Raw genomic sequence first — 15,902 nt, forward strand, 5'->3', positions numbered from 1 at the left:
CGCAATATTCACGCGCACACAGCTTGGCTAGGGGCCGGCACGTTACTGCATGCCCATAGGTATCGATGGTGCGCGACACTTCCGGCATGCCGATGATCTGCGCGACGGTGTGATCGCCTGCGTCGTATCGTTGAGCGAGCTCGGTCTGGTCCGAGCTGAGATTCCGAGGACGGCGACCCTTACGGCCGCGGGCCCGAGCGCTGGCCGCCAACCCGTCGCGGGTGTTCGCGACGATCAACTAATGCCGGAACTTCTGCCAGGACGGACAGCATGCCGAACATCGCGCGGCCCTTGGCACGGCGTCGGCACAGGTTGTCGACGCTTCCGACGGACCGAAACCGCGGGCGGAGTGGATGTCAATAGGGGACTTTCGACGCGATTTACGAAGTTGCAGCCGACCCGGCTGGCGTTAGCGCCCAAGGTGGCCAGGAGAAGGCCCGAGCAATGAGCGGACTATTTGGGGGCCTACCAGGGAGGATCGTCGCAGAATTCTTTGGAGCGCTGATCGTTGTCTTGCTGCGCAGCTCAGTCGGGTGACAGATGGCCCAATGCGAAAGTGAGATACTTTGCAAACCAGCGGAGCGTCTGCATCCTGGCGCGACCCCCAGGTGTACTCCAGGGGGTCAGTGGGCAAGCACCTCACCGCTCGAGATCTCGAGCGTTCGCAGCTTGCGGTAGAGGGTCGCTCGACCGATCCCGAGGATCTTCGCAGCGTCGGTGCGATTGTTCTGCACGCTGGCCAGGGCGTCGATGATGAGGTCGCGCTCACCCTGCTCCAGAGGTGTGAGCTGTCGGCGATGGGATCGCTTGAGGACCCACGCCGGCAGGTGCTTTACGTCGATGCCACCGCGCCCGGCACCGTCCACCGCAGCCTTGAGGACATCGCGGAGCTCGGAGGTGTTCCCGGGCCAGGAGTATCGCATGAGTGCCTGCACGGCCGGCAGACCGCACCCGGTACGTCGGTCGGGCGCGAGTTCGGCGAGCAGCGCCGGCACCAGGTCGGCGATGTCCTCGTGTCGTTGGCGCAGCGGGGGCAGCCAGACGTTGTGCGCGAACGCGGCCAGCGTGCGCTCCGTTGCCCCGGACGGAGAGTCGTCACAGGTGGCGATGATGCGGCCACCAGGAACGTCATCGCGCAGGTGGTCGGTGAGCTGGGAGCCTACTGCGTCGCTCAGCCGGTCGATCCGTCGCAGGAGAACGTCGTCGCCTCGCACCAGTGCTTCCCGGAGCTCTGCCATGAGTGCGTCGTCGGTCTCCGCCTGACCGGTGCAGACGAACTCGCTCAGCATTCCGGTTGCCGGCGCGCGGTGGTGAATTTGACGTGCCACCGTGGTCTTGCCCGTGCCGAGCTCGCCGGAGACGACGACGGGCCGGGTGCTCTCGGCGACCTTCTCGATCTGTGTGAGGACGTGCTGCCACTGGGGACTACGGCCGACCAGTCCGGTCGGCCGCTCACCGGGCGACGGTTGCGTGGCCGACATCTGCCGGGCGGCTGGTACTCTGACCGGCGCCAGGCGTGCGACCACGCCCTGCTCGGCGCTCGCCCCGACGTCGACCACGGTAATCCGCACCCGGTATTCGCCCCCGAGCAGGCTCACTGTTCCATCCTCACGCCCGCGCGCGAGCAGACTTCGCGCGGCATCCCAGAGGAGCGCCTGGTCGGTCGAGCCGAGCAGCTGGAGCGCGGCGGTGTTGGCCAGGAAGAAGTCGGGGCGCAGCGCCACGACCGGTCCGCGGTGAGTGCGCGATCCGTGGACGAACCCCTCCATCAGGGCCTGTTCCGCCGCTGACGACAGATATGCCAGACGAGTCTCGATGTGCTTGGCGGCCTCGACGACGAACGGCGCCATGAGCGGGTCGTAGTCGCTGGCGAGGCAGGTGAAGTCGAGGATGCCTTCGACGCGGCCCGAGGTGGGGTGCCGGATCGGGACGCCGACGCACGCGAACCCCTTCAGGAAGTCCGCGTAATGCTCCTCGCCTCGGACCACGATGACGCGGGACTCCTCGAGCGCAGTACCGACGCCGTTGGTGCCGGTGAACTCCTCGGGGAACTCGAAGCCCGGCGCAATGTGGGCCCGGTCCAACGAGTGGTTCAGCGACTTCATACCGACCCATCGCTGCAGGACCCGCGCGTCCGGGTCGGCGAGGAACACGCTGTGGTGCGTGTCCGCCAAGCTCACCACGAGGCGGTCGAGCACGGGCCGGGCGGCTCGGATAAGGCGGGAGTCGTCATCAAAGTCCGGGTTGTACCGGATCAGGGCAAGATCCAGGTCCGACGCCAGACCACACGCCGAGGACCGCATCCAGGATCGCTCGATGTACGGCCGCAGCGGCACGGCGCCGCTTCCGGGTAGCGGGGCCAACTGGTCCATCGGCGCCTCCTCACAATGTGACGGCTGTCTCACCACTTCCATGCTAGGCGCGGCTCGGAGGGGTCGCACTGTCTCAGAATGAGACACTCTATGGAACCTTGGTGATCTGACGGCCGCCGTGGCGCAGACACTCGGCCACATGGCGAGCGGCACCGTCGACGCGCCGGATCGCGGCAACACCGCTGCCGGCCACATCGCCGAGTTGCGCTGCCGCCGGGAGCGAGCGAACGGGTTCATCCAGTCGTCCTCACGCTCTCGCCTGTGCCGCACCGAATAGGCCCACACGCGGTCAGCCTCTGCGTCCAAGGGAGACGGACTTCGCGGGTCCGAGGAGAGCTCGTCGTTCGTGAGCCCCCGGATCGATGTCTCATTTTGGGACGGGGAGGACCGCCAGCACGGGACCAGGATCGGTCGTGACCCGGGTTGGCGACAGAGGAGGACAGACGTGAGCGAAGATTTCAGCGGACGGACGATGGTGATGTCAGGCGGAAGCCGCGGCATCGGCCTGGCCACGGCTCTCGAGTTCGCCCGCCGTGGCGGCAACGTTGCGCTGCTCGCCAAGACCGATCAACCCCACCCGCAACTTCCCGGCACGCTGCACACCGCTGTCGCTGCAATCGAGGGGGCCGGCGGCCGCGCCATCGGAGTCCTCGGCGATGTCCGATCCGAAGAGGACACCCAGCGAATGGTCGCCAAGGCCGTTGCCGAGTTCGGCGGAATCGATGTGGTCGTCAACAACGCCAGCGCGATCCACCTCGGCGGCAGCCTGGCCACGTCGACGAAGAAGTTCACTCTGATGCATGAGGTCAACGTCCGCGGGACGTGGCTGCTCACCACCGCGGCGCTCCCTCACTTACGACAGAACTCCGGCCACATCGTCACACTGTCCCCACCCCTGAATCTGGCCCCGCACTGGCTGGGAGCGCATCCGGCGTACACGACCTCGAAGTACGGCATGACGCTGCTGACGCTCGGCTGGGCCGCCGAGTTCGCCGACGACGGCGTGTCGGCGTGCTGTCTGTGGCCCGAGACCCTGATCGGCACCGCCGCGGTGACCAACGTGGTCGGCGGCGTCGACGGTGCTCGTTCCCCTGAAATCATGGCGGATGCCACCATGATCCTCATCCAGAAGGCGGCGCGCGAGACGAGCGGTCGGACGTTCATTGACGCCGACGTCCTTCGCGACGCGGGGTTCCCCGATATGAGCAGGTACGGCGGGGAGGCACCGACCAAGGATATCTTCGTCGACTGATCTCGTCCCCTGCATCGACCAGGCTCACACATGAGCCCTGTCTCGCGTCGCCGACAGAGTCGCGCGAATCGTCCTCGAGCGGCCGCAGGTCCAACACTCTTGACGCCGCGGCGACAGCAGCGTTCGGACTTGCGGGGCGAGCATCCTGACGTCCGCGTCCGCTCGGGCACACAGAGCGGTTGGTCCGCCCGTCGTGGTTTCGTGAAGCGAGCCTTTGGACGAGGCGGACACGATCACTGCCCGTTGAGCAGCCCCGGTGCGTCAACGACTCGCCGAGTTTTCGGCGAGTGGGAGGAACCAATCCTGGCCGGTCGGGCGGACTCGATACCCGGCAGCCGCTGGTGGCTGCCACACAAGCCCCGTGCCGACGATCTCCAGGCGAGTCGAAGGAATCGCGAAGGATCCCTGATCTCAACCAGTCATGCAGCCCCTCACACAGAGAGTTCAATATGAACGTTGAGACAACGGCCACCAGGCGCCACACCCGAATCACCCTCTACCAGATGGGCATCGTTGCGCTCTGCGTAACGCTGAACGCCCTCGAAGGCTACGACATCTTCGTGATCGGCTACGTCCTCCCTCGCCTCCCTGACGATTTCGCGACCTCGGCAGATAAGGGTTATCTGGTCAGTGCGGCGCTCGTCGGCATCGGGATCGGGTCCTTCTTCCTTTCCCGCCTGGCCGACGTCGTCGGCCGCCGGCCGACCCTGCTCGCCGCGCTCGCCGTGAACACGGTGGGCCTGATCGGCTCGTATCTCGCGCCGAACTACTCCACGCTCCTGGCTTCGCGCTTCATCGTCGGCCTGGCGGTCGGTGTGATCGCGATTCTTGCCGTGGTCGTGAGCCAAGAACACCTCCCCACGTCGCTCCGCAGCTTGGGAGTCGGAGTCGTCATGTTCGGATATCCGCTGGGCGGCTTGCTCGCCGGGATCGCGGATACCACCATCGTCGACCAGTGGCGGACCTTATTCGCGGTCGCCGCAACGCTCAGCGTCGTAGCTCTGGTCGCTACTGCGGTCGGCATTCCCGCGACCATCCCGTTCCTCCGTCGGTCGGCCGACCCGATGCGGTCCAAGCGGGCCGCCCTGCTCGCGCAACGGATTCATGTCAACGACGCATCTCCTGCGCCCGGCGCCGAATCGGTCCCTCATGCGCCTCGCCTCCTGGCTCCCGACGTGCGGACGACGACCCTATTGTTGTGCCTCGCATACCCTTTTGCCACCGCAACGTACTATTTTATCGGTACACTGGACGCCGCAACTCATCACGGATGCAACGCGTGACATGGGAGCCGGAGCGTCGGCCGGGATCATGATCAGCATCGGGACGATGGCCGGAGCCTTGATCTACGGCCTCGTGGCGCTTCGTCGGAGTTCTGCCGAGTTCGCCTGGATCGCCGCGATCATCGCCATCGCGTCGGTCGTCGGGTTTGCCCTCACGCTCGGCAGCGGTGGAATCGCATTCTTGTGGGCGGCACTGCTCGGTGCCGCCGTCTACGGGATCATCGTGGCTTACACCGGCATGGCGAACAGTGCCTACCCGGTGAGCACACGTGCCAAGGGATACGGCGTCATGGTGGGCATCGGTCGGATCGGTGCAATCCTTTCGCCGATCCTCGCCGGATACGCTGTCGGGTTCGCTAGCACCAAGGTGATGTATCTAGCCCTGGTCTTGCCGCTGGCGGTCATCGTTGCCCTCTCGGTCCGCGTGGGACGCACAGCGAGGGTCCAATGAGCACGAGAAGGTCGACCGACAACGAGGAGTCCTGGCAGCGGATGTGGGGCCGCAAAGAGATCGGCAGTCCTTCCCAGCGGTAGTGTCGCGCCGTCTGGGTGCGAGGCCTCGATGCCTCGATGCCTATCTGCGACATGGTTACCCGCTACGGGCACCTGTCTCCGCGGGTTCGGAACTTTCCGCGACGCGTGGAGGTGCCGAGCTCTGGAGGGTCCCCGTGCCGGCGATGGATCCCCTTCAGCACCTTTCGTACACCGCCACGTGATCACCCAGCTCGAATGTGGCTACGCAATAGGTCTCTGCTACGACAGATCTACATGGTCGAGGACATCGCACCCGTTGTAACGATGGTGGGCACAAGTACGAATACGCGCGCCTGAACTCGGGGTGGCGGTTCCAAACGCGCACGCTGACGTCCAGGGCCCTCCGGCTCTACCCCTGATGAGGCGACGCACCCGGGGGAATGGAGGTCGCCCCGTCCTTCACGGCTGCTCTTTCCTTCAGTGCTAGTGCGCTCCACAGATCACTGTCTCACATTGAGACGTGGCGAAAGTGGCGAGCGCCACAACGATGGAGTCAGTTCGGTCACATCGATGCAAGGAGATCAGATCAGTATGACCACCTCAACCTCCACCGAGCCGCTCGATGTCCTGGTCGTGGGCGCCGGCTATGCCGGTCTGTATCAGCTCGACAAGCTCCGCAAGCTGGGGCACAAGGTGCACGTGTTCGAGTCGGCCGACGGCCTCGGCGGCGTCTGGTATTGGAACTGTTACCCCGGTGCCCGCACCGATTCGCTGGGGCCGATGTACCAGTTCGGTGCCGAGGAGTTGTGGCGCGACTGGAACTTCAGCGAGTTGTACCCGACGTGGTCGGAGGTCCGCGACTACTTCCACTACATGGACCAGAAGCTGGATCTGTCGAAGGACATCTCGTTCGGCACCGAGGTCAAGGCCGCGAGGTTCGATGAGGACCAGCGCCGGTGGTCCGTTGAGGTGCTCGACAAGTCGACAGGTCAGACCAGGACGGTGCTGACCCGCCACCTGGTGCTGTGCACCGGATTTGGTTCCAAGCCCTACACACCCGACTTCCCGGGCCTCGACACCTTCGAGGGCGAGGCCTATCACACCGCGCGCTGGCCACAGGACCGCGAAGTCCCGTTGGCGGGACGGCGGATCGGCGTCATCGGCAACGGTGCCTCCGGCGTACAGGTGATGCAGGAATCGGCCAAAGTCGCCGAACACGTCACGCTGTTCCAGCGCACGCCCATGTTCGCGCTTCCGATGCGTCAGAAGCCGATGAGTGACGAGGAGAACGCGCGGGACAAGGACACCTACGCCGAGCGGATGTCGGCGCGGCTGAACCATTTCGGGGGCCTCGACTTCGACTTCATCCCCCGCAGTGCGCTCGACGATTCGGACGAGGAGCGTCGGGCGACGTACGAACGGCTGTGGGCGGAGGGCGGTTTCAAGCCGTGGCTGGGCACCTACAACGACATGTTCTTCAACTCGGAGACCAACAGGACCTTCTACGAGTTCTGGCGCGAGAAGACCCGCGCGCGGATCAACAAGCCGGAACTGTGGGAGCTCCTCGCACCGACCGAGCCACCCCACCCGTGGGGTGTCAAGCGTCCCTCACTCGAACAGAACTACTACGACCTGTTCAACCAGGACAATGTCGGCATCGTGGACCTGCGATCGAACGCGATCGAGCGTATTACCCCGAAGGGCGTGCGCACGGCCGACGGCGTCGAGCACGAACTTGACCTCCTCGTATTCGCCACCGGTTTCGACGCGGTGAGCGGCGGGATCACGGCCATCGACATCTACAACGCGAAGGGCGAATCGTTCGCCGACACGTGGAAGCACGGTGTGCACACCGCGCTCGGTACCGCGACTGCGGGGTTCCCGAACCTGATGTTCGTCTACGGCCCACAGAGTCCTTCGGCGTTCTGCAACGGTCCGACCGCGGCCGAGGCGCAGGGCCAATGGGTTGTCGAGTTCATCGATCACCTGCAGAAGAACAACCTCACCCGGGTTGAGGCGACGCCCGAGGCTGAGCAGCGGTGGCAGGAGCAGATCGACGAGATTGCCGCGCCGGCACTGTTTTCGGAGGCGAAGTCCTGGTACATGGGCGCGAACATCCCCGGCAAGAAGGTGCAGTTGCTGATGTACCCGGGCGGGCTGCCTGCGTATCTGGCCAATGTCCACGAATCCGCGGCGAACGGCTACCCGGAGTTCGCCCTCGCCTGAAGTTGATGCCCTCGGAAAGCGGCCGATCTCGTCCGCTCCCGAGGTCCATCGGCCGGTTCCCGGATCTGAGGAGGAAAGAGACCACCATGGGCATGAGCGTCACCTTCGCCACCGACGCGGTGGCCAGCCAGGCACCGCCCGTGCCGCTCGACAAACCAGCACTGGCCTGCGGTGAGGACGACGCTCTCACCTGGGGTCAACTGCGCGAGAAGGAGCTGCGGTACGCCTATGCGTTGCGCCGCGCCGGGGTCACCAAGGGTGACCGTGTGGGCGTGCTGCTCCGCAACTCCACCGACTACGTGTGTCTGTTCCTCGCATGCGCCCGGGTCGGTGCCATCGCTGTTCGGCTGAACTGGAGGCTGACCGCGCCGGAAGTACAGTTCGCGCTGGAGGATTCGGAGACCGAGACGCTCGTGCTCGATGCCGAGTTCGGACCTGTCATCACGGCTACCCGGAGCAGTGTGCCGGTGAAGCGGTACATCGTCCGCGATGACGGCTTTCCGCTGCCGGAATGGGCGACACCGTTGGAGGACTTTTCCAGCCTCGACGGAGAGCGACCGGTGCTTCCGGTCGTCGGGGTCGACGACCCGGTGTCGCTGCTCTACACCTCCGGGACCACCGGTCGTCCCAAGGGGGTGGTCTACACCCACGGCAACATGCTGTGGATCTCGGCCATCCAGATCCAGAAGTGGAAATTCGACAGCTCCTTCGTCGGGCACACGGCGGGCCCGCTGTTCCACGTCGGCGGCTTCGAGGCGTTCCTGCTGCCGGCCCTGCACACCTACGGCACGGCGGTGATGAGCCCGTCCGGCGGCTTCACCGTCGAGGGATTCCTCGCCGCGGCTCGCAAGCACCGTTCCACCAGTATCCTGCTCTATCCCGGCATGGTCGCCGAGCTGCTCTCGCATCCGGATCCGCGCTCGCTGGTCCCGGACTCGGTGAAGCAGATCCTGACCGGCGGTGACCTGGTGGCGCCGTGGCTCTACGACCGTCTCGAGAAGGTGCTGCCGGGCGTACGGATGGACCAGACCTACGGGCTCACCGAGGGCGGTGCGCTCAATGTGGCCCTCGATCATGCCGACGCTCACTGGCACGAGAGCAGTATCGGGCGCGCTCAGGCGATGTCGGAGGTCAAGGTGGTCCGCCCCGACGGGGCCCTGACCGCTCCGGACGAGGTCGGCGAAATCTGTGTCCGCAGCGGCGGCGTGAGCGTGGGCTACTGGCGTCGCCCCGACGCCGACAAGGACACCTTCGTGGACGGTTGGTGCCACACCGGCGACCTGGCCCGGGTCAGTCCCGACGGCTTCGTCTACCTCGCCGGCCGCGCCAAGGACATGATCCGCAGCGGCGGCGAGAACGTCTATCCCGCTGAGATCGAGCAGGTACTCAACAGCCACGACGCGGTGGTGGAGTCCGCGGTCATCGGGGTTCCGGACGACACCTACGTCGAGGTCGGCGCCGCCGTGATCGTGGTCCAGGAGGGCCACGAGATCGACGTCGAGGCCTTGCGCGATTACCTCTTGGGGCGCCTCGCCAAATTCAAGGTGCCCAAGTACTTCACCGTCGTCGACGCCCTGCCACGCAACGCCAACGGCAAGGTCCAGAAGGCGAACCTCCGCCAGCTGTACGGCGACCCGCACCGCTACCACCACACCGAAGGGGCATCATCATGAAGCAGCACCAATCACAGGAGATCAGCACCGGGCACGGCTTCCTCGAGTCGCCCCGCTGGCACGATGGCAAGCTCTGGTTGAGCGACTTCTTCCGCCAGCACGTCATCACCCTCGACGGTGAGACGGTCGAGGAGCAGATCAAGGTCGACGACTCCCCGTCGGGTCTGGGCTTTTTGGCCGACGGGTCCTTTCTCGTCGTCACGATGCACGACAGGTTGGTGCTTCGCATCGCGCCCGACGGCCAGGTCACCGAGTACGCCGACCTCTCCTCGATCGCAGTCGGGGCCGCCAACGACATGCTCGTCACCGCCTCCGGCGACGCGTATGTGGGCAACTTCGGCTTCGACGTGGGCGGCGGCGAGGAGCCGCGGCCGACCCACCTCGCGCACATCACTCCCGATGGAACCGTGCGTCCGGTTCCCGGCGACGTCACCTGCCCGAACGGAATGGGGATCCTTCCGGACGGCCGGACGTTCGTGGTGGCCGAGACCTTCGCCCAACGGATCTCGGCGTTCGACCGCGCCGACGACGGCTCGCTGACGAACTACCGGACGTGGGCTCCGCTGCCCGAGGGGTTCAGCCCGGACGGGTTGTGCGTCGACGCCGACGGCGGCGTGTGGTTCGCCAACGTCTTCGACGACGGCCCCGACGGGGCCTTCTACCGGGTCGAGGAGGGCGGCGAGATCACCGACACGATCCCCGCCGACGGCACCTGGGCCGTCGCCTGCGCGTTCGGTGGGCCGGACAACGCCACGCTCTATCTGGTCTGCAACACCACCAGCCTCGAGGACTTCTTCCAGGGCATCTCCGAGGGCCACGTCCACACCGCTGACGTCGGTCGCCGCGGCATCTGACCGCGCACTGTCCCCACCATCTCTCCCCGAAAATAAGGAAACCATCATGTTCGAAGGCCGTATCGCCCGCTTCGACGCTCCCCGCGAGCCATTCACCATCGAGCACGTCCAGCTCGACGAGGTCGGCCCCGGCGAGGTCCTGATCAAGGTGAGCCGCGCCAATATCTGCGGCTCAGACCTGCACGCCTGGCACGGAACGTTCTCCACCAAGGGCCTGGGCGGGCAGCTTCCCACCGTCCTGGGTCACGAGATGGTGGGCTCGGTCGCCGCGCTCGGCGAGGGCGTCACCCACGACGCCAACGGAAAGTCCCTCACCGTGGGCAGCCGGGTTGCGTTCCCCACCTTCCACCCCTGCCACATGTGCCGCAACTGCATGGCGGGCCGCCGGTCGGTGTGCGAGAACATGCAGATGCCGATGCTCGGCCGCGCCGATCAGCCGCCGTACTTCGTCGGCGGCTACGGCGACTACTACCTCCTGCCGGCACGAGCGGTGATCTACACCGTGCCCGACACCCTGTCCGACGACCTCGCCGCCGGCGCCAACTGCGCACTCTCCCAGGTGATGCACGGGCTCGAACGGGTCGAGCAAGGCTTCGGTGAGACCGTCGTCGTCCAGGGCGCCGGAGCGCTCGGCCTGTACGCCGTTGCCGTGGCCAAGGCCCGCGGAGCAGGCAAGGTCATCGCGGTCGACGGTGTCCCCGAGCGGCTGGATTTGGCCAAGGCTTTCGGCGCCGACCACGTCATCGACATGAACGAGATCACCGAGCCGGCCGCCCGCGCCAAGCACGTCCGCAACCTCACCGATGGTCGGCTCGCGGACGTCGTGGTCGAGGTCGTCGGCCACCCCGCCGCCATCGACGAAGGCCTGAAGATGGTGGGGCTCTTCGGCCGTTACGTCGAGATCGGCAACATCAACATCGGCCAGAAGATCGAGTTCGAGCCCGCGCGGTTCGTCTTCTCCAACAAGACGATGGTCGGCGTCTCGCTGTACGACCCGATCGTCCTGTCCCGGGCGCTGGACTTCCTCGACCGCTACCAGCACCAGCTGCCGCTCGAGCGGCTGGCGGCAGCGACGTACGCGCTCGAGGACATCAACCACGCGTTCGACGCGGCCGAGTCCAAGCGCGACATCCGCGCCAGCATCGTTCCCTGATCCCGACACGAGAAGCGAGCCAGAGATGAGCTATCACAACCGAGACACCCTCTACATCGACGGGCAGTGGGTGAGCCCTCACGGCACCGGCACGATCGAGGTGATCAACCCTGCCACCGAGCAGGTGATCGGCCACGTCCCCAACGGCGACCAGAACGACCTCGACGCCGCCGTGGACGCCGCCCGGCGCGGGTTCGACCCACTCGTCAGCGTCGACGAGCGCCGCGCCCGGCTCGACGCAATCATCCGCGCGATGGAGAAGAACGCCGACTCCCTTGCCGAGACGGTCGCCCGCGAACTGGGTGCGCCGCTGAAGATCGCCCGGGCTCTGCACGTCCAGCTGGGTATCCGTGCGGCCCAAGGGATCCTGACCACACTCGAGGGCTACGACTTCGAGGAAAGGGTCGGGAACTCGCTGCTCGTGCGGGAGCCGTACGGTGTCGTCGGAGCGATCACCCCCTGGAATTACCCGATCTACCAGGTCGTCGTGAAGGTTCTCCCCGCCATCGCGGCCGGCTGCACCGTCGTCCTCAAACCCGGCAACGAGGCCCCGCTGTCGGTCTTTGAGCTGGTCGACGCGATCCACGACGAGGGACTTCCCGCCGGTGTCCTCAACGTCGTGTCCGGTCCCGGTGGGGTGATCGGTGAAGCCATCGCCGCACACCCCGGCATCGACCTGGTCTCCTTCACCGGCTCCACGGCGGTCGGTTCCCGGGTCGCGGAGGTCGCCGCCGGCACCGTCAAGAAGCTGACCCTCGAGCTGGGCGGCAAGTCCGCGAACGTGATCCTCGACGACGCCGACCTGGCCGCCGCGGTGAAGGTGGGTGTCGGCACGGCCTTCCTCAACGGTGGCCAGACCTGCACCGCGTGGACGCGGATGCTGATACCCCGGGCCCGGTACGACGAGGCGCTGGAGCTGATCCAGGGTGCGGCCGCGCGCTACACGGTCGGTGACCCGTTCGAAGAGGCGACCCGCGTCGGCCCGGTCGTCTCGCGCAAACAGCTCGAGAGCATCCGCGGATTCATCGATCGCGCCGAGAAGGACGGCGCCCGCCTGCTCCACGGCGGTTCGCAGGAGCTCGCCGAGATCGGCTGCTACGTCCGCCCCACCGTCTTCGCCGACGTCGACCCGAACTCCGAGCTCGGGCAGGAGGAGGTCTTCGGCCCGGTGCTCGCGGTGATCCCGTACGAGACCGAGGCGGAGGCGCTCGAGATCGCGAACGGCACAGACTACGGCCTGTCCGGAGCGGTGTGGTCCGGCGACACCGACCGCGCGATCGCCTTCGCCCGGCGGGTGCAGACCGGCAGCCTCGACATCAACGGCGGCTCGCACAACCCGCTGGCACCGTTCGGCGGCTACAAACGCTCCGGCTACGGCCGCGAAATGGGTCGCGCCGGATTCGAGGAGTACCTCCAGCTCAAGTCGCTCCAGCTGCCGTCATGACCGCGACCGACATGACAGACGGAAAGGTTGCCATGCACACCGCACTACAGGTCGAGCGTCATCAGTCGACGCAGGTCTGGACAATCGACCTGCCCCACCTGGGCAACGCGATCACCGAGCCCGACTTCCTCGACGCGCTCGACGCGGCGGTCGACGCCGCCAACGCCGACGACTCGATCACCGCCGTCATCCTGACCGGAGCGGGAAAAACCTTCTCCGCCGGGGGCAACGTCAAGGAGATGGCAGACCGCCGCGGCCTGTTCGCCCTGGACGCGGTGAGCCAGCGCCGCGCCTACGTCGAGGGCATCCAGCGGGTGCCCCGCGCCGTGGGACGGCTGGAGGTACCGCTCATCGGCGCCGTCAACGGCGGTGCCATCGGCGCCGGGTGCGACCTCGCGATGATGTGCGACATCAGGATCGCCTCCGATCGGGCGTTCTTCGCCGAGAGCTTCGTCCAGCTCGGCCTGATCCCCGGCGACGGCGGTTCCTGGTTCCTCCCCCGGGCGGTGGGCTACGAACGCGCCGCCGAGATGACCTTCACCGGTGACCGCGTCGACGCCGCGACCGCCCACCAGTGGGGCATGGTGAGCGAGGTCGTGCCCCACGACGACCTGATGCGCACGGCGACCATCCTGGCCGACCGGATCGGCAAGAACCCGGGACACGCCCTCCGCATGGCCAAACGTCTTATGCAGGAGTCGCGCACCAGCACGCTCGACACCGTCCTCGGCATGGCCGCCGCCATGCAACCGCTGGCCCATGGCCACCCCGAACACGATGCCCGGCTGGCGAAGTGGAGAACGAAATGAGCACGCTGCCCCGACTCGTACCACCCTGCTCCCCGGAGGCCCCGGAATTGCGCGCCCTGCGCGAGGAGGTCCGGGAATTCCTCGACGACCAACGGGCCGCCGGCGCCTTCACCCCGCACGTCGACTGCTGGATCTCGGCCTGGGACGAGGAATTCACCGCCGCCCTCGCCATACGCGGGTGGCTCGGGCTGACCGTCCCCGAAGAGTACGGCGGGCACGGGAAGTCCTTCCTCCACCGCTACGTGGTGACCGAGGAATTGCTCGCAGCCGGCGCACCGGTGGCCGCCCACTGGGTCGGTGACCGCCAGATCGCCCCGTCCCTGCTCAAGTACGGCACCGAAGGGCAACGCCACGCTTTCCTGCCGGGCATCGTGCGCGGCGAGCGGTTCTTCGCGATCGGCATGAGCGAGCCCGACTCGGGCTCGGACCTGGCAAGTGCGCGTACACGCGCCGTTCGCGTCGAGGACGGCTGGCGGATCACCGGGACCAAAGTGTGGACCTCGGGTGCACACCGCTCCCACGCGCTCATGCTGCTCGCCCGAACCTCCCCGGTGGACCCGGAGCACCGGCACGCCGGTCTCAGCCAGTTCATCGTCGATCTGGACAGTCCCGGTCTGACCATCAGCCCGATCCACTGGATGAACGGTGAGCACCACTTCAACGAGGTCTCCCTCGACGAGGTCTTCGTTCCCGACGACCGTGTCTTCGGGGAGATCGGCAACGGCTGGAAACAGGTGACCTCCGAGCTCGGATTCGAGCGCAGCGGTCCCGAGCGGACACTGTCCACCTTCCCGGTGCTCGCCGGACTCGCCGACCGGATGGGGCGGGGGGAACTGCCTGCCGACCCCGCCCTGGGCCGGCTGGTCGCGCGCATCACCGGTGCCCGGCAGATGTCGGCCGCCGTCGCCGGACAGCTGCAGCGCCATCTTCCCGCCGACGTAGCGGCCGCCGTCGTGAAGGTACTGGGCACCACCACCGAAGGCGACATTGCGGACCTCGCGGACCTGCACTGTGACGACACCACGGACCCGGGGTTTCGCGACCTGGTCCAGACCGCCGTCGACCATCGGCCCGGGTTCACCATCCGGGGCGGAACCAACGAGATACTTCGCGGCGTGATCGCCCGAGAATTGGGGTTGCGATGACCATCACGACCGGCCAGGTCGACCAGGACCTGGTCACCTTGATGAACGACGTGTTCGGCGACTACGCCGAGCACCACCCGACATCGACGGACACCACCCTCGACCGGGAATTCTGGCGCCGTCTCGACGATCTCGGGCTCATACGACTGACCGGCCCGGAGGAGAGCGGTGGCAGCGGCGCCGACTGGCACACCGCCGCCGAACTGCTCTCCGCCGCTGTCCGGCACGCCGTCCGCGTCCCTCTGGCCGAGCACGACCTGCTGGCCTGCGCCGTGCTCGACGACGCCGGCCTTCCCGTAGACGATGCCGCACGCACCGTGACCGTCCTCGACGAACACGGGACAGCGACACGCGTGCCCTGGGCCAGCACGTCCGACAAGGTCGTGACCGTGTTCGAGTCCGGCGGAAAATGGTTGGTCGCGGACGTTCCCGTCGGAGACCTCGACGTCACGCCGGGCGCGAACCCCCTGGGCGAACCCCGGGACGACATCGCCGTGGACGTCAACACCCTCGCGGCGACGGAGGCCCCCGACGGACTGATCGAACGGCTGCGCCTGAAATCGGCGCTGGTGCGGGCGATCCAGGTCTGTGCCGCCTTGGACAAGACCCTCGAGCTGACCGTGCAACACGCCAGCGTCCGAACCCAGTTCGGGCGGTCACTGTCCCGATTCCAGGCCGTGCAACACCTCATCGCGGACATGGCCGCCGAGGCCGCGCTCGCCCGCACGTCCACCGAAGCCGCGCTCACCGCCGCGGTCGCCACCGACTGGGCCGGTGCGAACGTTCCCTTCCTCGTCGCGACCGCACGCTCCTGCACCGGTCACGGCGCCTCGGTCGTCGTCCGCAACGCCCACCAGGTGCACGGCGCGATCGGCACCACCCGCGAGCACCAACTGCACCACTTCACCCGCCCCGCCCTCACATGGCGGGCAGAGTTCGGCTCCGTCCAACACTGGGACGACCAAGTCGCGCAGGCCGCGCTCAGCGCCCGAGATGATCTGTGGGGACTGATCACACGCTGACCCGGCCTGCCCTGGGCACGTCGAACCACGGGCTGCGGCTGAACAACGAAACCGCCGTCACAACGGACGCCATGCCCGTTGCGACGGCGGTTCAGCTGGAGGCCAAGGGATCAGCTGCAGGTCAAGCGTTCCAGCAGGATTGACTCGTTGCGTGCCTTGGTGGCACTGCGCGCGTTGATTTTCATGCAGATTGCA

At 66.8% G+C, this 15,902-nt stretch carries 13 protein-coding genes; 12 read left to right on the forward strand and 1 reads right to left on the reverse strand.

The window, feature by feature from the left end:
* Positions 1–623: 623 nt before the first annotated feature.
* A complete protein-coding gene (locus tag CBI38_RS16370; protein ID WP_162603243.1) occupies positions 624–2,372 on the reverse strand; it encodes a sigma-54-dependent Fis family transcriptional regulator in 1,749 nt (582 codons plus the stop codon).
* 118 nt (positions 2,373–2,490) lie between these two features.
* Between CBI38_RS16370 and CBI38_RS37895 the strand changes: the two genes are divergently transcribed.
* The 12 genes from CBI38_RS37895 (at position 2,491) to CBI38_RS16425 (ending at position 15,707) form a co-directional block, all read left to right on the forward strand.
* A complete protein-coding gene (locus CBI38_RS37895; RefSeq protein WP_204164754.1) occupies positions 2,491–2,649 on the forward strand; it encodes a hypothetical protein in 159 nt (52 codons plus the stop codon).
* Positions 2,650–2,817: 168 nt separating this feature from the next.
* Positions 2,818–3,624 carry an SDR family oxidoreductase gene (locus tag CBI38_RS16375; protein WP_257792424.1) on the forward strand — a complete coding sequence of 269 codons (807 nt, stop codon included), beginning with the start codon at positions 2,818–2,820 and terminating at the stop codon, positions 3,622–3,624.
* A gap of 449 nt (positions 3,625–4,073) precedes the next feature.
* Positions 4,074–4,907, forward strand: coding sequence for an MFS transporter (locus CBI38_RS16380; protein WP_109330369.1), 834 nt, complete (start codon positions 4,074–4,076; stop codon positions 4,905–4,907).
* Position 4,908: 1 nt separating this feature from the next.
* Positions 4,909–5,358, forward strand: a complete 450-nt coding sequence (locus CBI38_RS16385; protein ID WP_109330371.1) for an MFS transporter — start codon at positions 4,909–4,911, stop codon at positions 5,356–5,358.
* Positions 5,359–5,972: 614 nt separating this feature from the next.
* Positions 5,973–7,607 carry a flavin-containing monooxygenase gene (locus tag CBI38_RS16390; RefSeq protein WP_109330373.1) on the forward strand — a complete coding sequence of 545 codons (1,635 nt, stop codon included), beginning with the start codon at positions 5,973–5,975 and terminating at the stop codon, positions 7,605–7,607.
* 86 nt (positions 7,608–7,693) lie between these two features.
* Complete coding sequence (locus CBI38_RS16395; RefSeq protein ID WP_204164755.1) at positions 7,694–9,280, forward strand: class I adenylate-forming enzyme family protein; 1,587 nt, start codon at positions 7,694–7,696, stop codon at positions 9,278–9,280.
* A complete protein-coding gene (locus CBI38_RS16400) occupies positions 9,277–10,134 on the forward strand; it encodes an SMP-30/gluconolactonase/LRE family protein (protein ID WP_109330375.1) in 858 nt (285 codons plus the stop codon). The genes CBI38_RS16395 and CBI38_RS16400 overlap by 4 nt, the downstream gene beginning before the upstream one ends.
* A 46-nt stretch (positions 10,135–10,180) precedes the next feature.
* Positions 10,181–11,287, forward strand: a complete 1,107-nt coding sequence (locus tag CBI38_RS16405; RefSeq protein WP_109330377.1) for a zinc-binding dehydrogenase — start codon at positions 10,181–10,183, stop codon at positions 11,285–11,287.
* Positions 11,288–11,312: 25 nt separating this feature from the next.
* Positions 11,313–12,731, forward strand: coding sequence for an aldehyde dehydrogenase family protein (locus CBI38_RS16410; RefSeq protein ID WP_109330379.1), 1,419 nt, complete (start codon positions 11,313–11,315; stop codon positions 12,729–12,731).
* A gap of 32 nt (positions 12,732–12,763) precedes the next feature.
* Positions 12,764–13,540 (forward strand): crotonase/enoyl-CoA hydratase family protein, encoded by a 777-nt coding sequence (locus CBI38_RS16415; protein ID WP_109335144.1) that lies wholly within the window; start codon positions 12,764–12,766, stop codon positions 13,538–13,540.
* Positions 13,537–14,685 carry an acyl-CoA dehydrogenase family protein gene (locus CBI38_RS16420; RefSeq protein ID WP_109330381.1) on the forward strand — a complete coding sequence of 383 codons (1,149 nt, stop codon included), beginning with the start codon at positions 13,537–13,539 and terminating at the stop codon, positions 14,683–14,685. The genes CBI38_RS16415 and CBI38_RS16420 overlap by 4 nt, the downstream gene beginning before the upstream one ends.
* Positions 14,682–15,707, forward strand: a complete 1,026-nt coding sequence (locus tag CBI38_RS16425) for an acyl-CoA dehydrogenase family protein (RefSeq protein WP_109330383.1) — start codon at positions 14,682–14,684, stop codon at positions 15,705–15,707. The genes CBI38_RS16420 and CBI38_RS16425 overlap by 4 nt, the downstream gene beginning before the upstream one ends.
* The last annotated feature ends 195 nt before the right edge of the window (positions 15,708–15,902 follow it).

The organism is Rhodococcus oxybenzonivorans (assembly GCF_003130705.1).
GTDB lineage: Bacteria > Actinomycetota > Actinomycetes > Mycobacteriales > Mycobacteriaceae > Rhodococcus_F > Rhodococcus_F oxybenzonivorans.